Origin of the sequence: Paenibacillus daejeonensis DSM 15491 (assembly GCF_000378385.1) — a bacterium.
In the GTDB taxonomy this organism is placed as follows: Bacteria; Bacillota; Bacilli; order Paenibacillales; family Paenibacillaceae; genus Paenibacillus_D; species Paenibacillus_D daejeonensis.
The window spans coordinates 384,839-403,080 of record NZ_KB899659.1 but is presented as its reverse complement, the minus strand read 5'-3'; the positions used below and the strand labels follow the sequence as shown (position 1 = coordinate 403,080).

The 18,242-nt window shown below is 52.3% G+C and carries 14 protein-coding genes; 12 read left to right on the top strand and 2 right to left on the bottom strand.

Annotated elements, in window-relative coordinates:
• Positions 1-9 precede the first annotated feature (9 nt).
• The 7 genes from cobD (at position 10) to hrpB (ending at position 10,592) form a co-directional block, all read left to right on the top strand.
• Positions 10-1,113, top strand: a complete 1,104-nt coding sequence (gene cobD, locus F556_RS38525; protein ID WP_020615178.1) for a threonine-phosphate decarboxylase CobD — start codon at positions 10-12, stop codon at positions 1,111-1,113.
• Positions 1,113-2,690, top strand: a complete 1,578-nt coding sequence (locus F556_RS38520; protein ID WP_020615177.1) for a cobyric acid synthase — start codon at positions 1,113-1,115, stop codon at positions 2,688-2,690. Before cobD ends, F556_RS38520 begins: the two co-directional genes overlap by 1 nt.
• A 4-nt stretch (positions 2,691-2,694) precedes the next feature.
• Entirely contained in the window at positions 2,695-3,282 is a 588-nt protein-coding gene (locus F556_RS33085; RefSeq protein WP_245583024.1) for a histidine phosphatase family protein, read from the top strand.
• Positions 3,283-4,250: 968 nt separating this feature from the next.
• A complete protein-coding gene (locus tag F556_RS0101815; RefSeq protein ID WP_020615175.1) occupies positions 4,251-4,955 on the top strand; it encodes a response regulator transcription factor in 705 nt (234 codons plus the stop codon).
• Positions 4,956-4,959: 4 nt separating this feature from the next.
• Positions 4,960-6,036, top strand: coding sequence for a sensor histidine kinase (locus tag F556_RS0101810; protein ID WP_020615174.1), 1,077 nt, complete (start codon positions 4,960-4,962; stop codon positions 6,034-6,036).
• A 144-nt stretch (positions 6,037-6,180) separates the two neighbouring features.
• The gene (locus F556_RS0101805) at positions 6,181-8,046 is read left to right on the top strand and encodes an ATP-binding protein (protein ID WP_020615173.1); all 1,866 of its coding nucleotides are present in this window, start codon (positions 6,181-6,183) and stop codon (positions 8,044-8,046) included.
• 26 nt (positions 8,047-8,072) lie between these two features.
• Positions 8,073-10,592, top strand: coding sequence for an ATP-dependent helicase HrpB (gene hrpB / locus F556_RS0101800; protein ID WP_020615172.1), 2,520 nt, complete (start codon positions 8,073-8,075; stop codon positions 10,590-10,592).
• Positions 10,593-10,594: 2 nt separating this feature from the next.
• Here the strand turns inward: hrpB and F556_RS0101795 are convergent, their stop codons facing one another.
• Complete coding sequence (locus tag F556_RS0101795; protein WP_020615171.1) at positions 10,595-12,133, bottom strand: DEAD/DEAH box helicase; 1,539 nt, start codon at positions 12,131-12,133, stop codon at positions 10,595-10,597.
• A gap of 158 nt (positions 12,134-12,291) precedes the next feature.
• On the opposite strand from F556_RS0101795, the gene F556_RS0101790 reads away from it, so the two are divergent.
• From F556_RS0101790 to F556_RS0101770, 5 genes are all read left to right on the top strand, one after another.
• Entirely contained in the window at positions 12,292-13,947 is a 1,656-nt protein-coding gene (locus F556_RS0101790; protein ID WP_020615170.1) for a spore germination protein, read from the top strand.
• Complete coding sequence (locus F556_RS33080) at positions 13,910-15,118, top strand: GerAB/ArcD/ProY family transporter (RefSeq protein ID WP_020615169.1); 1,209 nt, start codon at positions 13,910-13,912, stop codon at positions 15,116-15,118. Before F556_RS0101790 ends, F556_RS33080 begins: the two co-directional genes overlap by 38 nt.
• Before the next feature lie 5 nt (positions 15,119-15,123).
• On the top strand, positions 15,124-16,266 hold the full coding sequence (locus F556_RS0101780) for a Ger(x)C family spore germination protein (RefSeq protein WP_020615168.1): 1,143 nt from the start codon (positions 15,124-15,126) through the stop codon (positions 16,264-16,266).
• Between the two features lie 107 nt (positions 16,267-16,373).
• Entirely contained in the window at positions 16,374-17,474 is a 1,101-nt protein-coding gene (locus tag F556_RS0101775) for a nitric oxide synthase oxygenase (RefSeq protein WP_020615167.1), read from the top strand.
• A 36-nt stretch (positions 17,475-17,510) separates the two neighbouring features.
• Positions 17,511-17,810 (top strand): hypothetical protein, encoded by a 300-nt coding sequence (locus F556_RS0101770; RefSeq protein WP_020615166.1) that lies wholly within the window; start codon positions 17,511-17,513, stop codon positions 17,808-17,810.
• A 63-nt stretch (positions 17,811-17,873) separates the two neighbouring features.
• Here F556_RS0101770 and F556_RS0101765 read toward each other — a convergent pair whose 3' ends face one another.
• Positions 17,874-18,170: a DUF3817 domain-containing protein gene (locus tag F556_RS0101765; RefSeq protein WP_020615165.1), complete on the bottom strand. Its 297-nt coding sequence runs from the start codon at positions 18,168-18,170 to the stop codon at positions 17,874-17,876.
• Positions 18,171-18,242 lie beyond the last annotated feature (72 nt).

Below are 18,242 nucleotides of genomic sequence, written 5' to 3'. Positions count from 1 at the left end.
ATAGAAGCGATGAAGACGCTGGAAGTCTATGGTCATGGCGGAGATTTGCGGACGGCATCGGAGCTGTTCGGACACAAGCCAGAGGACTTTTTGGACTATAGTGCCAACATGAATCCGTATGGTCCTCCGACAGCCGTCAGACACGTGATTCTGTCCTACGCTGACCAAATCCATGCCTACCCGGACCCGGCCGTTCGTGAGCTGACGGGCATACTGGCAAGGAAGCACGGGATAGGGGAAGAGCATATTTTGGTAGGCAACGGTGCCGCTGAACTCATTGACCTGGCTGTCCGACATCTGAAGCCTCGGGCGACCGGACTTGCGTTTCCCTGCTTTGGAGAATATGCTGATGCGGTCCACAAGGTTGGCAGTGCAATCGAGCCTTTGATGCTCCCTGATGCGGAAGGCTTTGCTCTCAGCGCAGCGCAAGTGGAACAAAGCGGACTGCGCCCAGAGCTATGGCTGCTCGGCACCCCGAACAACCCGACCGGCCAGCTGCTGGATCGTGATACGGTTCAGTCGCTGCTGAATCAGGGGGGGGACGTTATATTGGATGAAGCGTTCATGGATTTTGTCGCGGATGAAGCTGAGTATTCCTGGGCCAGCGAGGCGGCTTGTTCCGACCGGCTGCTGGTTATCCGCTCCTTGACCAAATTTTATACTATTCCTGGTATCCGGGCAGGCTACATGATTGGATCGGCAGCGCGCATCCAAGAGCTCAGTAAGCTACAGGTGCCCTGGAGTGTCAACTCATTGGCAGAGCGGATTGGTTGTGCTGTTCTGCAGGACGAAGCCTATGTGCAGCGCACATTAAGCTGGCTGCCACCGGAACGGAGCTGGCTAGCGGAACGGTTAGCGGAGCTGGGGCTCTGCGTGTATGAGAGTGCCGCCAATTATATCTTGCTTCGGCTGGACTCCGCATGGGAACTGACGGTGGACCTTCTGCAGGCGGAGCTGGGCAAGGAAGGCATCCTCATTCGCAATGCATCCCGGTACGAAGGCCTGTCAGAGGGATACCTTCGGATAGCGGTTAAGCTCCGTCCTGACAACGAGCGGTTGCTGAAGACGTTAGGCATAGTATTGGAGAAGCTGCGGGCAAGGAGAGACGACTGATGCAGACAACGGGTCTGGCAAAAACAATTATGCTTCAGGGCACAGCATCTGATGTGGGGAAAAGTCTCCTGACTGCTGCGTTGTGCAGGATTTTCACGGAAGACGGCTGGCGCACGGCGCCATTCAAATCTCAGAACATGTCGCTAAATTCTTATGTCACTTGGGATGGCAAGGAAATCGGCAGAGCACAGGGTATGCAGGCGGATGCCTGCGGCATTCTGGCAACCACCGATATGAATCCGATCTTGTTGAAGCCCACAGGCGAGATGCGCTCTCAGGTGATCGTACATGGCAAGCCGCTAAGGGATTATGAAGCGCGCGCCTACAGGGAAGAGGTGCTGCCGCTGGCTGAACCTATCGTCCGTGAAGCGCTGGAGCGGCTGAGGCTGCAGTCCGACGCAGTGGTGCTGGAAGGCGCCGGGAGTCCGGTCGAGATCAATCTGAAAGACAGGGATATTGTCAACATGCGCATGGCTTCATGGGCGGATGCGCCGGTGCTGCTGGTTGCCGATATTGACCGGGGCGGCGTCTTTGCCTCCATTGTCGGTACAATGGAACTCTTGGAGCCCGAAGAACGGGAGCGGGTGGCCGGATTTGTGATCAACAAATTCCGTGGTGATGTATCACTACTGCGTCCAGGCTTGGAATGGCTTGAAGCCAGGACAGGCAAACCTGTTCTGGGTGTGGTGCCTTATCTGCCGGGTCTGGAGCTGGAAGATGAGGATTCATTATCGTTGGACCGGTCATCGCACCAAGCCGTACAACCAACCTCAGAAGACACGCTGGATATCGCTGTGATACGGCTCGCAAGGCTGTCCAACTTCACGGATCTGGACCCTCTGCAAGGCGAATCGGACCTCCGTCTGAGGTATGTGGATTCACCGGGCAAGCTGGGCCATCCTGATGCGGTTATCCTTCCGGGCAGTAAGAATACAACGGCGGATCTGGCGATCTTAAGAGAAAATGGAATGGCAGCAGCCTTAGAGCGTTATGCTGCGGTGGGAGGGCGGGTCGTCGGCATCTGTGGCGGATATGAGATGATGGGCCGACTGCTACTCGACCCCGACCGGACGGAATCGGACATCCCGGAGCTGCCCGGTCTCGGCTGGTTTCCGTTCGATGTAATCTTCTCTGCAGATAAGCGGACTATCAGGGTCAGCGGCCAAGGTCAACTGCCCGGCATGCATCATGAAGAGTCCATTGACGGGTACGAAATCCATACAGGCATCATCAACATGCCGGCAGGCGTCCTCCAGCCGTTTGCAATCCGGGAGCAACAGCTGGATGGGGAATCGGAAATGCCACTGTCACCTGAAGGCGCCTCACAGCCCGATGGACGACTATGGGGGACATTCATCCATGGCATTATGCACAATGATGAATTTCGACGAGCATGGCTCAATCAGCTTCGACTTGATCGCGGCTGGCCACCTGCCCAGACGGGAAATCGATTTAATGAGCGACGTCAGGATGCCTTTGCCCGTCTGGCCGGGCATGTCCGAGCTCATGTCGACCTGCAGGCGATCTATGCAATAATGGGGTTAACGGCGCACACTGGGATACGGAACGTTGAGTGACGCTGTGATAACACCTCCACTGCTGTTACTCCGACATGGACAGACAAGATGGAATAAGGAACGCCGATATTTAGGCAGAACCAATCAGCCTCTTAGTCCCGAGGGCATTCAGGGTTTGGAGCCGGTGCGTGCATGGTTACAAGGCCGGCGGCTGGCTTGCACATACTGCAGTGACCTGCTGCGCGCGAGGCAGACGCTGGACGTACTCGAACTGGATTATCCTGGAGAGATCTCTTACGAACCGAGACTACGAGAGCTGGATTTCGGCGTATGGGAGGGAAAGACCTACAATGACCTGCAGCATGATGAACAGTACAGACAATGGTTGGACGATCCGTCAACTATAACACCGCCAGGCGGAGAATCATTGGTAGACTTCCGCGCCCGTGTAACGTCTTGGCTAGCAGAGGTCCAGCAGAGGCAGTACGGGCATTCGACCGAGCTGCCCATACTAGTCGTTGCTCACGGCGGTTCGATCCGGATGCTGGTCTCCTTACTCCAACCGGGCCACGCATTCTGGGACATCGAAGTTCCCACTGGCACGCTCATCGGCTGGTCACCCGCGGTACACAAGCTAACTCCTATTCTATAGGAGCGAATGGAAGGGCAAAATCTTCGCCTTTCCCTTCGCAAGTCCTCGAGTGCAGAATCCGAACAGCTCCCAGTGCGCAGGGGCCTGTTGCATGACGACGGTCGGACAACCACGCGCGTCATGGATGAGCGCTGCACGACTGCCGTTGCATCGCAGTACCTAAACGGACAAACACTTACGTGTCAAAGCAAACGAAAATGTTAACGAAAACGCATGAGCTTTCAACTCACCAATTCACAAACGTAGAACGTACCTCAAGGATGCCGTCAGGCGTCTTTCTTTAATTTCACTAATTTATAAGTTTCACAAAATAGAATGGGTTGGAATTCTCCGACATAGCTCTTGGAACGTCCCGAGAGTACGCCGAATTCTTTATTGCTTAGGAGTGGGCGGGGAAGCGTTCTGATTTGTTTGGTTGTGCTAAGTGCTAATAAAGACAAAACTACAGTTAAAAAAGGCTTCAGGCACGATTCTGCGGCCCATAAGGACAAAACTGCAGTTAATCTCGCCCAATTATCCAGATAATACCTTATATGAGCAGAATAGTTGTACTTTTGACTCTAGCCTCATGATATTGATAATAAAATGATCTATTAACTGCTCTTTTGTCTTTAACGCGAACACGGGGATCTATCTAGTCACGGACATCAGGCGCGCAATAAGTAGCAGAACAGGTGCAATGTGAAGCTAATGAGTTGTTGAGGTACTTAAATGCAATAATACACTTAGCAAGCCAGTACAAAGTGGATTTCGTTAAGTTAGTGGTATGAATGCATTTATGTAATTTAGTTGCAAGCCATATGCGAACAGCAGACAATATTCGGTGCCGATAGAGACAAAAGATGCCCATTCTTAAATAAAGGTTTAAGAAAACCTTAATCATTCTAAACTCTGCGCCGCTTCCGGGACAATGAGCGGTTGCATGGTGTATAGTAGTACAAAACCATAGGTACAAGGAGCTGCACCGGATGATAAACAACCGCCGAGTCCTGATCGTGGACGATGAAATAGAAATTGCTGAGCTGATTCAAATTTATCTGCAGAATGAAGGCTACGAAACCGAATTGGCCCATAATGGTGAGGAGGCCTTGGAGCTGTTTGCACGCAGCACCTTTCATGCCGTCATCCTAGACATCATGATGCCCAAGCTCGATGGTCTGGAGGTATGCCGTCGTCTGCGACGCGACCAGTCGGTTCCGATCCTGATGCTAAGTGCAAAGGCAGAGGACATGGACAAAATCATGGGCCTGATGACAGGCGCCGACGATTATATGGTGAAGCCATTTAACCCGCTTGAGCTGGTGACACGCATCAAGTCGCTGCTGCGTCGATCCTTTCAATATAATACGATGCACGCGCCGGCGGAAGCTCCGGATCATGTGCTGCGGATTGGACCGCTCCAGATCGACAAATCCACGCATTCGGTTCAGGTTGACGGCCGAGCGCTGCATTTAACCTCGACGGAGTTTAACATTCTTCATCTATTGGCGAGTCATCCGGGCCGGGTCTTTAGTGCCGAAGATATTTTCCAGCATGTATGGAAGGAAAAGTACTTTGAATCGAACAATACGGTGATGGTCCACATCAGCAAGCTGCGGGATAAGCTCGAGCAAGAGTCTGGCGACAAGCTGATCGTAACCGTCTGGGGGGTAGGCTACAAAATTGAAGGGTAATGTCATGACCTACATGGTCTTACGACTTCTTCTGTCCTTGTTTGTCAGCGGGGTGCTGGCGATCATCACAATGTACGGCTCATTTCTGTTCGTGATTAGTCTGGCGTCGTATGTGCCTGTGCTCGAACAGATCGGGCTCATGATTGAAGGCTTGTTAGGCATCCCGGTCGTCATGGTGCTGGCAACCATCTTCTTTTTCGGCGTATATATGATTTTCTTTGAATGGCGGAAGTACAGGTATCTGGCTCAGGTACACCGATCGGTGAGTGAAATCGCCGAAGGGAATTTCGGACGCCAGGTGCCAGTGAAAAATAACAGCGAAGTGGCTGAGATTGCAGTTACCATCAACGATCTCGTTTCAAGGCTCGTGAATGCTATGGAGGAAGAGAGAAAAGCAGAACGCGCCAAAAACGAGCTGGTTACCAATGTCTCTCATGATTTGCGAACCCCGTTGACCTCAATCATCGGCTACCTTGGCCTCATTGAACAGGATCGTTATCGGGATGAAGTCGAGCTGCGGCACTATGTACAAATTGCGTATACAAAAAGCCGGCGTCTCCAGGATTTGATTCAGGATTTATTCGATTACACTCGACTGCGTCATGAGGGAAACCCCTTGCGACTGGATTCCCTCAACCTTGTGGAGCTGATCGGCCAATTGCTCGAACAATACCGGTTATCTATGGAGGAGGCGGGTCTCACGTCCGAGCTGCGTTCCGATGACAAGCGGATTGTTGTTCCGGGGGACGCAGGCAAGCTGGTCCGCGTGTTTGAAAATCTGATCTCCAATGCAATCAAGTACGGGGGCGGCGGACATGTTGTCCAGGTGCAGCTGCGCCGAGACCGCGGATTTGCAACAGTTGAGATTACCAATGACGGAGAACCCATTCCTGAATCAGATCTCCCTTATATCTTTGACCGTTTCTACCGTGTCGACAAATCCCGTACCGAAACCTCCGGCGGCTCTGGGCTGGGTCTGGCGATTTGTAAAAGTATTGTCGAACGGCACGGAGGTTCGATTGATGCCAGCAGCCGCACTGGTCAGACCACCTTTCGGGTTCGACTGCCACTGGTGACCTAAGTTCACTTGTATAGAGGCCTGGCACAGCTTAATGAAGATTAAGCTGTGCCAGGCCTCTTCATGATTGGTCTACCCCCAGATGGTGTAAAAGTGTATAACTGCCGAGAGCCTATAGAGAGATGGCCTGGAGAGAGGGGGAGCGAGATGCCGGATCACATTATGAACTTCAACGAATTACTCATTATTTTTTCTCTGGTCATCGCCGCGTCGGCAGCCTTTGCCATCATGGATATTGTAGAACGGACCATGGCTGGACATGCCGGTGTGAGAGGCTGGACCCTCATCCAATCCATTATTATGGGCACAGGAATATGGACGATGCACTTCATTGCCTTGCTCTCCATGAAGCACAGCCATGCGATCTACTTCAACCCCTTATTTCTTCTCTTATCCTTCCTTTTTGCCATGCTGTCCGCCCAATTGCTGCTCTTGCTATTAACAAGTCGCAAGACGCATTGGCCCACCTTGCCGCTATGGAGCACAGGGGTAGCGGGTGCACTGATTATGATGCACTATGCCAGTCTTCAATCGATGGCTTTTGGGGCTACAACGAGTATTCATCCGTTGTCGGCCGTCATCTCTATTACGCTAACCTTCATTTTTGCACTCGCAGCTGTGTATGCCACGTATAGCTATAAGAAACGCCTCACACCCTTGCTCACCATTCGCAGGAAGCTTTTTGGCAGTTTGTTGACGGGTGCTGCTCTGGCGCTGGTCAACGGCATTGCGATCTTGGCATTTCGAATATCGCCTGAGCCTGATTTCGTGTATACTGGCTGGTACGGGATTGAGCGATCGCTGGTTGCAATCATAGCCGGTGCCGGAGGCATACTTACACTTGGTGTAGTCATTGTCGGATTGATTTCCGACTTGCAGAGAGTGATGCAGGTTGCACGCAACAATGAGCGCAGATATATGAGCTTATTTGATTATAGTCCCGATATTGTCGTATGTTTTGATCCGCAAGAACGAATATTTATTAGCTCTAACCCCGCCTTTGAACGAATAACGGGTTACAAGATGACGGATTTCCGTGAGCGAGATTATCGTTCGCTGATGGCTGACACACAGGAATTGGAGCGCTTGCGCCAGAGCCTGGGGGAAGTGATGCGGGGGTTGCCGCAGAAATCAGATTTTCGGATACAACATGCAGACGGCCATAGCTTGACCGTCCAGACGACCATGTTTCCCCTGTACCTCGGTCAGAGATTATATATTTACATGATCTCCAAGGATATCACCGAGCAGCGAAAGGCGGAGCAGGAGCTGGTATTGGCCAAGGAAGCAGCGGAGGGTGCGTCCCGGCTGAAAAGCGAATTTTTGTCGATGATGAGTCATGAAATCCGGACGCCGCTGAACGGAATTATCGGCATGAATCAGCTGTTGTCCGACAGTGAGCCGGATGAATATCAGGAGCAGTTGCTCGTACAGCAAGCGCAGAGCGGCGAAGCTCTGATGAGCATGATCAACGGGATGCTGGAGCTGGCGATGATGGATACGGATATGCTGGTATTGTCGGAAGAGCCGTATATGCTGGAACCCCTTATTCAGGAGTGTCTGGACATGGTGCTGATGCAGGCCAGTGAAAAACAATTGCCGCTTTCGTATGAGCAGGATGAACTGTTCGAACAGCCTTTGCTTGGCGATGCCGAAAGAATCCGGCAAATCGTAGTGCAGCTATTAGGGAATGCAGTGAAATTTACGGATAACGGTTCCATTCAGGTGAAGGCAGAGGTTTTCGTGGAGTCGTCGTCGAACAACAAACCAATGCTGGAGATCAGAGTCACAGACACGGGGATCGGAATTGCGGAGGACAAATATGACCTGTTATTTGAGCCATTCAGCCAGCTGGACTCGGATTTGAACCGGCATTACGAGGGTACGGGAATCGGACTGGCCATCTGCAAGAAGCTGACCGAATTAATGAACGGGACGATCCATGCTGAGAGGGGGCGCGAGGAAGGAGCGGCCTTCGTCCTGCGTCTTCCCTTGCAGTTTGCCAAGGACTAGAGATTTAGAAAGGAAAGAGGTTATACATGGGAAACACTAGCAACGGGCCATTCCGTCCGAAGCTGCCGATTCTGGAGGTCATACCTCAGCTCCAGGCGGCCTTAAGTGAGCATGCTAATGTGGTGCTTGCCGCACCTCCGGGGGCAGGCAAGACAACTCTGGTTCCACTGGCGCTCATGGGAGAGACTTGGCTGCAAGGCAAAAAAATCATTATGCTGGAGCCGCGACGGCTGGCTGCCCGTACAGCCGCCCGCTACATGGCGGCAGCACTCGGGGAAGCAGTTGGTGAGCGTGTTGGGTACAGGGTGAGGCAGGATACGAAAGTGGGGCCGCACACTGTCATTGAAGTTGTAACGGAAGGAATTCTGACACGTATGCTGCAATCAGACCAAGCGCTCGAGTCTTATGGTATCATCCTGTTCGACGAATATCATGAGCGGAGCCTGCATGCCGATCTTGGACTGGCGCTTTGTCTTCAGACGCAGCAGCTGCTGCGCGAGGATCTGCGAATCCTGGTCATGTCTGCGACACTGGATACGGCTGCCGTCTCCCAATTGCTTGGGAATGCGCCGATCATTGAGAGCGCTGGCAAGAGCTATCCGGTTACGACGCATTACCTGGATCGTCCAACCAAGGGGCCGTTAGAACCACTAGTTGCGGAGCAAGTCAAGCGGGCTCTCATGGAGCAACCAGAAGGCGACTTGCTTGTCTTCCTGCCCGGGGTGCCTGAGATTCGGCGGGTTCAATCGTTGCTCGCCCGGGCGGATCTGACAGACACTCATGTCACGATTCTGCACGGGAACCTGCCTATGTCCGCTCAGGACGAAGCAGTTAAGAGCCATCCGGCAGGCTTGCGAAAAATCATCCTAGCGACATCCATTGCGGAGTCGAGTCTAACGGTGGAGGGTGTACGTATCGTGGTTGACAGCGGGTGGTCACGCACCTCGCGCTTCTCGCCACGCACGGGAATGTCGCGTCTGGAAACGGTACGTGTGGCTGTGGCCTCGGCCAACCAGAGACGCGGACGGGCTGGCCGACTTGGACCCGGGCATTGTTACCGGCTCTGGACCAGGGAGGAGGAACAGCAGCTCGAGCCTATGATTCAACCGGCGATCCGGCAGTCAGAGTTGTCTTCCGTCGCTCTGGAGCTGACGGCTTGGGGTGTGCAGCACCCTGAAGAGTTGAGCTGGCTGGATCCCCCGCCGGAAGCTGCCTACAGGCAGGCTATCGAATTGCTGCAGGAGCTGCAAGCCTTGGATATGGCCGGTCAGCTCACAACACACGGCAGACGAATGAGTGAGCTTCCTCTTCATCCGAGGCTGGCACATATGCTGCTGTCAGCTGTGTCCATGGGGCTAGCAGAACAAGGACTTCTGCTAGCCGCGCTGTTGCAGGAGCGGGATGTGCTGCGTCCGGCAGATGGGACGCTATCCGCAGATCTTTGGCTGCGGATGGAAGCTTGCAGCGGCAAGGTTCCACCGGGGTGTACGCTCGATGAGAGTGTTCTTCAACGGGTAAGACAAGAAGTGAGGGCCTTGCGTCCAGAGGTTGCAGAGGATTCATCACGTGCTGCATCAGGGGATGAGCAGAGCTGTGGCCTACTAGCTGCCATTGCCTATCCGGACCGGATCGCGCAGCGACGCAGCAGTGGTACTTACCTGCTAAGTAGTGGCAGGGGAGCCGTGCTCCCTCGGCTGGAGTCGATGTCTGCTGCTCCTTATTTAGTTGCAGTTCACTTGGACGATCAAGGTGCTGAGAGCCGGATTCTCATTGCGGCAGAGCTGGCTGAACGTGATCTGATGCAACGCTTTCAAGAGCATATGAAGAGCCACACCATACTGGTGTGGCTTGAAGAACAGCAGAGTGTGAAGGCCACGGAGCAGCAGCGGTTGTCCGCTTTGATCATTCGCGAGCGGCCATTGGCGGGAGCAGATCCGATTCAGGTGGCCGAGGTGCTGGCTGCGGCCGTCCAACGTCAAGGCCTGGACATGCTGCCGTGGAGCCGTGCCCATCGGCAATTGCGCGAGCGGATGCAGTTCATGCATTGTCATGAGCCAGAGTGGCCTGATGTGTCCGAACAGTCTTTAAGAGACAGTGTGGAGCACTGGCTGCTCCCGCATTTGTATGGGATGCGGTCGAAGGCCGATCTGCAGCGGCTGTCCTTGTCTGGTATCTTGGAGGCAATGCTGAGCTGGCGCCAGCGAACCGAGCTTCAGGAGCAAGCGCCCACACACATTCGGGTCCCGAGTGGATCCTCGATTCCAATAGATTACCAGGATCCGGATGCACCTGCGCTAGCTGTCCGGCTGCAGGAGACGTTTGGCTGGCTGCAGACGCCGAGGTTATGCCATGGCAAAATCCCGCTGACGCTGCATTTGCTCTCGCCGGCAGGGCGGCCGGTGCAGGTCACGCGGGATTTGGCAAGCTTCTGGAGAGAAGCGTATTTTGAAGTGAAAAAGGATTTGAAAGGCAGGTACCCGAAGCATTATTGGCCAGATGAACCCCTGACTGCTAAGGCTACCAACCGGGTGAAGCCGCGGGGGTAACCTTACCTCCCGCGTCTTCCGCGTCCCGATCCGCCACGGTTATCTGTTCTTCCGGGCTTGCCCGCCGCCGAATTGCGGCCGCTGCGACCAGTTTGGCTGCTCCGTGATCCCCTGCCGCCAGTGCCTTGCTGTGGCTTAGGGTCTGGACCCGTGCCCCAGCCTCGCGCCTGATCGCGTCCTCCTGATGCTTGGGAGGCGCCTTTGGAGCCGCGTCCCGCACTAGTTTGGGATGACGCGCTCGAACCACGTTTTCCTCGTTCTTGACCACGGTCGCGCTCGCGGCCTTTTTGTTGTGCAGAGCCTCCTCTGCCGGCAGATCTCTCCGTACCGGCCCCCCGGCCACGAGCACCGCGTCCGGCTGAGGAACCGCCTCGAGACGATGGGGCAGAGGAAGTGCTGCTCGCTTGCACCGACGGTTCTGTCGATCCGCCAGCCATGCGCTGGCGTTCCAGCGTAGCGTGGATGCCGCGTTCGATCGCTTGCAGTGTCATACGATCGCGCGGGGACGCCAGCGTTACCGCTTTGCCTTCCTGTCCTGCCCGCCCCGTACGTCCGATCCGATGGATATACGATTCTGCATCATGGGGAATGTCATAATTGTAGACGTGCGTGACGCCTTCTACGTCCAACCCGCGGGCAGCGATGTCCGTGGCCACAAGGATTTGGAGCTTGGCATCCCGGAATCGCTTCATAACTTGTTCCCGCTTGGCCTGAGTCAGATCGCCATGAAGCTCGTCCACCATCAATCCATGCTCCTGCAGGGATTCGGTCAGCTTCTTGGCACGAATCTTGGTGCGGCAGAAGGCTACGGCAAGATAAGGATTATCTTGTTCAATCAATTGAATCAACGTTTGCAGTTTTGCCCTATCCGTCGTCTCAATGACGATTTGCTTGATGGTATCCAACGTTACGTGCGTCCCCCGGATCCGCGTATCCTCCGGCTTCGTCATGTAATTGGCCGCCAGGTTGCGGACGCTGTCCGGCATGGTAGCGGAGAACAGCATGGTCTGACGATGCTTGCTTGTTTGCTCGATGATTTCCTGAACTTCTGCCAAGAAGCCCATATGCAGCATTTGGTCCGCTTCATCAAGAATCAGGGTTTGGAGCTTCCACAAGGAAATGGTCTCCCGACGAAGATGGTCGAGCAGACGTCCGGGAGTGCCTACCACGATGTGTGCGGCACCTTGCAGCTTGCGAATTTGCGCTTCCACGTCCTGTCCTCCGTACGCGGCGAGAACTCGGCAGCCGGTTGCAGGTGCGAGCTTTTGCAATTCTTGTGTAATCTGAATGGCCAGCTCGCGAGTCGGTGTCACAATCAAAGCCTGGACATGTGGAGAGGCTGGTTGGATGCGCTGGAGGATTGGCAGGGCGAAGGCGAGTGTCTTGCCTGTGCCTGTCTGGGCCTGGACGATGATATCCTTGCCTTCAAGCGCCAGTGGAATCGCTGCTTCTTGTACCGGGGTCGGTACAATGATGCCGTTTTGCTTCAGGAGAGACGTAAGCTCGGGATTGATCTTCAATTGTTCAAATGTATTGGACATGCGATAGCCTCATTTCGTATTTGCTTGACATCCTTAGAGTATACCACAACAGCTAAGACTAGAAAGGAATAATTGGCCATACGGCTGGTAACAATACCCCTAACCTGCGCACATTGGCAGTGATGCGCTGATTTTCCGTAAAGTGGGGTGGAACGGTCATGATGAAAGCCAGTTTTTTTCAAATTCTTAAATCCAAGCTGACATCCGGACGAAAAAAAAGGATGAAAGCCCATATGAGCCAGAGACTCAAAACGAAGCTGGATCATATGGGGGAAGTCCAATTGCCTGAAACACTCGCCGAAGCTCTCAAATTAGTAGAGAATGCTCTTAAAACTAGCAACGATATGGTGGTCCGGGAATTCTACCTTGGCAAAGACTCACCGAAACGAGCGGCTGTTCTCTTCATCGATGGATTATCCGATACGCAATTGACGGATGATTTTATTCTAAAAGCGGGTATGTTCGAAACGACCCTGCACGACAATATGCAGGCTGCTGAGGACGAACTCCGCCGGTTAGGCATACCTATCAATGATCTCAAAGTCGGAAAAACGCTTAAGGATGTTGTCAATACCGTTCTGACCGGCGATGCGGCAGTTCTTATTGACGGGGTGCCACGCGTGCTTCAGCTCAACGCCAAGGGCTGGATACAGAGAGGTATCGAAGAGGCAAGCACCGAGTCCGTTGTCCGCGGTCCGCGTGACAGCTTCACGGAGACCATTCGTACGAATACTGCCATGATCAGGCGGCGGCTCAAAGACCCCAACTTGTGCGTGGAGAGTATGAAGGTAGGACGGCGAAGCCTGACAGACATTTCAATCATGTATCTGGAGGATATCGCCGACCCCAAGCTGGTCGAAGAGGTTAAGCGCCGGATTGACGGAATTGATATTGATGCCGTCCTGGAGAGTGGATATATTGAGCAGTTTATCGAGGACCATCATATCAGCCCGTTCCCGATTATTCAGAACACGGAACGGCCGGATAAGGCGGTAGCGAATATTCTCGAAGGAAGAGTGGTTGTCGTTTGTGACGGGACGCCATTTGTATTAATTGCGCCCTCGGTTTTCGCCCAGTTTTATCAGAGCCCGGAGGACTATTACGAGCGTTTTTTGATTGGCACACTCATTCGTTTTATCCGGATTATCAGTATGGGGATGGCTTTGCTTCTACCTTCGCTCTACATTGCATTTAGTTCGTTCCATCCTGAGATGATTCCGTCGAGGCTGGTAATTGCGATGGCAGCGGGCCGCTCTACGGTGCCGTTTCCTTCTATCATCGAGGCCTTTCTAATGGAAGTGACAATGGAAATCCTGCGTGAGGCAAGTGTGCGGCTACCAGGTCCTATCGGTCCTACGATTGGCATCGTCGGCGCACTTGTTGTAGGACAGGCTGCGGTCCAAGCAGGGATTGTTAGTCCAATCATGGTTATCATCGTGGCATTGACGACCATTGGCTCGTTTGCCTCTCCTAGCTACAGCGCGGCTATTGCGTTGCGAATGCTGAGATTCCCGATGATGATTGCTGCATCGCTGTTTGGTTTGTACGGTATTATGCTGTTGTTGATTCTAATTATTGTGCATCTATGTTCACTTAAATCGTTTGGGGTTCCGTATCTTTCTCCGATGACACCGATGGACATTAATGCCAATAAAGATACCTTAATCCGGGCGCCGCTTCAGTGGATGTTCAGACGTCCCGCACCGTTCAATCCGCAGGATCCGATCCGGGTTGGGGATTCGTCTGTGCAAATAGACAAGGAGGGTGAGACGAGCAATGCAACCAAAGGATCCGACGGCCAGGAAACCAAATAGCCCTGCTGGTAATGGCAATACCGATCAACCTTCTAAGAAAAGCAGCAACAGTGAGTCAGAAGGCTCTGTCATTAGCAGCAGACAGTCTGCTTCGATTATTGCAAGTACGATGATTGGCGTCGGCGTGTTGACTCTTCCCCGGGTGGCTGTACATGGAACAAATCAGAGTGGCTGGATCGGGATTGTTATCGGTACGGCAATTGCGATGCTGATGACTTGGGTGATTTCTCGTTTGGGAGGGCGGTTTGGTGGCCAAAGTATTGTTGGTTATGGGGCTGAGTTGCTGGCGCCACCCCGGCTGAAATGGATTGGAAAAGTGCTGGTGTTTCCTTTTTTGCTGTTGTTACTTGTCTACTGGGGCTGGGCCTCCGCTCTTGTGGCGCGCTTGTTCGGTGAGGTTGTATCGACAACGATGCTGCCTACCACGCCTGTAGAGGTAATCATTGTTACGATGCTGGTTGCAGGTTTATTTATGACCATGTATGCCGTAGAGGTCATGGCCCGGGTAAACGAAATCATGCTGCCCCTCATTGTCGTCCCTATCTTGATTATTGCGGTGTCTTCCTTTCAAAGTGGCAGGTTGGAGAACCTGTTCCCGCTTTTCGACCTGGACTGGAAGATGGTGATGACTTCTTCGTTTATCATGACCTCTACGATGCTTGGTTTCGAAGTCATGCTGCTATTCTCTGCCAATGTTCAACAATCCCCACATTTGATTCGAAGCAATATGATTGGCGTAAGTATACCTGGTCTGTTGTATTTGTTAATTGCTATCGCGGGCATTTCTGTGTTTGGCTATGAAGAATTGCAGCTTCTGGCATGGCCGACATTGGAATTGGTCAAAACGACGGAAGTTCCTGGACTAATTCTAGAACGTTTGGAGTCCGCCTTTTTAGCCGTCTGGGTGACTGCCGTATTTACGACGCTGGCCAACTTTTATTATGCAACCGCCTTAATTATCAAGCAGATGTTCAAGTTTTCCAGTCACCGCTGGATCTCAGTCATTTTGTTGCCAGTGTTGTATTGGCTAGCGATGAGGCCTGACAATCTCTATCAATTGTTCGCTACACAAAATATCATTGGCAATATGGGGATGGTGGCTGGTCTCGGAATTCCGCTGTTCTTTGGATTAGTTGGTGTCCTCCGAAGGGGAAAATCAGAGAAGGGATGATGTGCATGTTATTATCTAAATTCATCGTTCGTCTGACTTTTCTGGCCCTCATTATCGTACTGATGAGCGGTTGCTGGGACAGGCGTGAAATTGAGGAACGGACGACAGTTGTGGCAATCGGTTTGGATATCGTAGAGGATGATCCGAATTTATTGTCTGTCAGTATTCAAATTCCGATTCCACTCAAAATTTCGGGCTCCGGGGGAGGCGGTGGTGACGGCGACGGTAAAGAAGCTGTAATCATTATGGAGGAGAAAGGACGTACCGTTCTTGAAGGAATTCAAGCTTTGCAAAACCGATTAAACCAAAAAATCTTTTTTGGACAGACTCGTATTCTTGCTTTTGGTGAAGGACTGGCCCGCAGAGGGCTGAGAACAGTAAGCGATCCGTTTCGGAGAGATCCGGAGATTCGACGTTTGCTGTGGCCGATCGTAGTGAAGGGTAAAGCAAGCGAGCTTCTGCGTTCCAGACCTAAATTGGATCAAATTCCTTCCGTGTTTATAATGGCAATGTTTGAGAATGGCACCAAGATGGGGACCATACCAGACATGAACCTGGGCAATTTTTTCGTTGACTTGTCTACCAATGATCGTGAGCCTTTTATTAACTTATTGGATATCGACAAAGATGATATTAAGTGGGATGGTGTGGCGCTATTTCGTGGTGACCAAATGGTAGGCACGCTGACACCTGAGGAAACATGGCAAATGCTACGGATCGATGATGAAAAGGACGGCGGCGATTTGGTATTTGCTTTTGATGGGCGAGAAGACCGGCTGGTTACACTGAGTACGGAGTTAATTAAATCGCGAAAAACAGTCACGCAGCTACAAGACAGGGTCAAGGTTCACTATAAAGTTCATATGGAAGGGAATCTTTTGGAAAAAACCTTTGGTAAAGACTTGTTCAATGCGGAGGAAATACGAAGAATTGAACGTGATGCCAATGAATTTCTCGAAGGCAACGCTAAAACAATGATTCAAAAATTGCAGGCTTACAGAAGCGATGCGATGGGGATCGGCAAAGACATTCACGCCTTCCATCCTGCTATATGGAAAAAGATAAATTGGACAGAAGCATTTCCCTCAGCTGACATTACAGTCGATTTTGTGTTTGAACTGAGAAATACAGGGATGGAAATGGAGTAGACGCTAAGCAGGGGGACTTTTTGCATTTTCAGTAACAGGCTGATTAAGCTATAATAGGAGGAAATACACGGTTTGCTGCAGGCAGCAGGAAAGAGATGAGGCGTGCAATGCAAGTTCAGAAAGACAGTCAGGTAAGCAAAGAAGCGGAGCTCTTCATTCGGCAGTATTATGCCGAGTCGGGCGGGTCCGAGAACGAGCTATTATTGCGTCTGCAGGAGGTTCTCAGCGAGATTGACCATACCGGTTCGTACAAGCATACATTGGAAGAATTAACCTTTGGTGCAAGGGTGGCTTGGCGCAACAGCAATAAGTGCATCGGCCGTTTGTTCTGGAACAGTCTTACCGTCATGGATGCGCGAGGGCTGAAGACGGAGGATGAGCTGTTTGAGGCCGTGTTCAATCACATGAGGTATGCAACAAATGGCGGGAGAATCCGGCCGACGATCACGATCTTTGAACCTGTCGGGCAAAGCGGAGCACAAGTGCGCATTTGGAATCACCAACTGGTTCGCTATGCCGGATATGAGACGCCTGAAGGTATTGTCGGGGACCCCGCTTCGGTTGCATTTACCCGTGTCTGCATGGAGCTGGGCTGGGCCGGTGAGGGGAGTCCACATGACGTGCTTCCAATCGTGATCCAGTGCGGAGATCGACAGCCAGCTTGGCGAGCCGTACCGCCAGAGCTCGTGCTCGAGGTGCCGATCCGGCACCCGGAGCTGCCCGGCATTGCTGAGATGGGTGTCAAATGGTATGCGGTACCGATGATTTCAGATATGTCGCTTGAGATTGGAGGCATTCTCTATTCCGCCGCTCCCTTTAACGGCTGGTACATGGAGACAGAAATTGGTGCCCGCAACCTGGCTGATTCGGGGAGATATAATCTGCTACCGAAGGTAGCGGAGCTAATGAACCTTTCAACACAGAGCAATGTCACCCTGTGGAAGGACAAAGCGCTTGTGGAGCTGAATGTGGCGGTTCTGCATTCCTTCAAATCAGACGGTGTCAGCATCGTCGATCATCATACAGCAGCTGAGCAATTCATTCGATTCGAGCAGCAGGAACAAGATGCCGGACGTCAGGTGACAGGCAACTGGGCTTGGCTTATACCACCTGTCTCTCCCGCTGCTACGGAGATTTTTCATCGCAGTTATACCAATGATATCGTCAAGCCGGCGTATGATTATCAGCGCTGTCCTTTCCATTCATAAGGTCCTATTAATAAGCAGAGGTAAAGAGGTGAGAGGATGGCTTTTGGCATTACTAGACCGGAGATGAAGCGCTGGAAGGATCAAGTGCTACGTGGTGAGATCGCCTACTTGACCCATTATTGGTTGGATCCCCGGTTTCCTGGCGTTCGTACCGTCACCAAAGTAGGATGCTCCGATTTAGACAAGCTATCTGCCTGGTGCGAGAGCTATGGCCTCGACCCGCGGTACATTCACCAACGACAGCCTTATCCGCATTTTGATCTGATTGGTCCCAAACAGCGTGAGATTTTGCTCTTGGAGGAACAAGCGGACCAAATAAAGCGATTTCGTATATAACTAGATTTGTAATAGAAGGTTCACAAAAAAGGAGAGCGATGAGCTCTCCTTTTTGGGTAATGATTAATGGGATTGATGGCGCAAGAGCTTGGCGTCCAGCACAAAGGTGCCAAACGGGATAAGTGAAGCCACAAAACCGGCGATGACCTGAAGCAGCGTCCAGCGGTGCTTGAATGTCACGTGAGCAAGCGCAAACAGATACAGCACAAACAGTAAGCCGTGCAGTGCACCAACGACGCTGACAGCATGAGGCCAGTCAAAGATGTATTTGAGCGGCATCGCGATGAACAAGAGGATCAGATAAGACCAACCCTCGTATATCGCGATGAAACGCATCCGGCCAATAACGGTGCGAAGCATACCAATTCTCCTTTCCGGGGAGTGCCGACCGAAGTAGGCTATGAATCTATTATACTGAATACAATCAAGCTT

What these genes read in the sequence shown, in the direction of transcription:
- cobD (WP_020615178.1), top strand. Translation starts at nt 10, where the DNA reads ATGAAGACGCTGGAAGTCTATGGTCATGGCGGAGATTTGCGGACGGCA.
- F556_RS38520 (WP_020615177.1), top strand. Translation starts at nt 1,113, where the DNA reads ATGCAGACAACGGGTCTGGCAAAAACAATTATGCTTCAGGGCACAGCA.
- F556_RS0101815 (WP_020615175.1), top strand. Translation starts at nt 4,251, where the DNA reads ATGATAAACAACCGCCGAGTCCTGATCGTGGACGATGAAATAGAAATT.
- F556_RS0101810 (WP_020615174.1), top strand. Translation starts at nt 4,960, where the DNA reads ATGACCTACATGGTCTTACGACTTCTTCTGTCCTTGTTTGTCAGCGGG.
- F556_RS0101805 (WP_020615173.1), top strand. Translation starts at nt 6,181, where the DNA reads ATGCCGGATCACATTATGAACTTCAACGAATTACTCATTATTTTTTCT.
- hrpB (WP_020615172.1), top strand. Translation starts at nt 8,073, where the DNA reads ATGGGAAACACTAGCAACGGGCCATTCCGTCCGAAGCTGCCGATTCTG.
- F556_RS0101795 (WP_020615171.1), bottom strand. Translation starts at nt 12,133, where the DNA reads ATGTCCAATACATTTGAACAATTGAAGATCAATCCCGAGCTTACGTCT.
- F556_RS0101790 (WP_020615170.1), top strand. Translation starts at nt 12,292, where the DNA reads ATGATGAAAGCCAGTTTTTTTCAAATTCTTAAATCCAAGCTGACATCC.
- F556_RS33080 (WP_020615169.1), top strand. Translation starts at nt 13,910, where the DNA reads ATGCAACCAAAGGATCCGACGGCCAGGAAACCAAATAGCCCTGCTGGT.
- F556_RS0101780 (WP_020615168.1), top strand. Translation starts at nt 15,124, where the DNA reads ATGTTATTATCTAAATTCATCGTTCGTCTGACTTTTCTGGCCCTCATT.
- F556_RS0101775 (WP_020615167.1), top strand. Translation starts at nt 16,374, where the DNA reads ATGCAAGTTCAGAAAGACAGTCAGGTAAGCAAAGAAGCGGAGCTCTTC.
- F556_RS0101770 (WP_020615166.1), top strand. Translation starts at nt 17,511, where the DNA reads ATGGCTTTTGGCATTACTAGACCGGAGATGAAGCGCTGGAAGGATCAA.
- F556_RS0101765 (WP_020615165.1), bottom strand. Translation starts at nt 18,170, where the DNA reads ATGCTTCGCACCGTTATTGGCCGGATGCGTTTCATCGCGATATACGAG.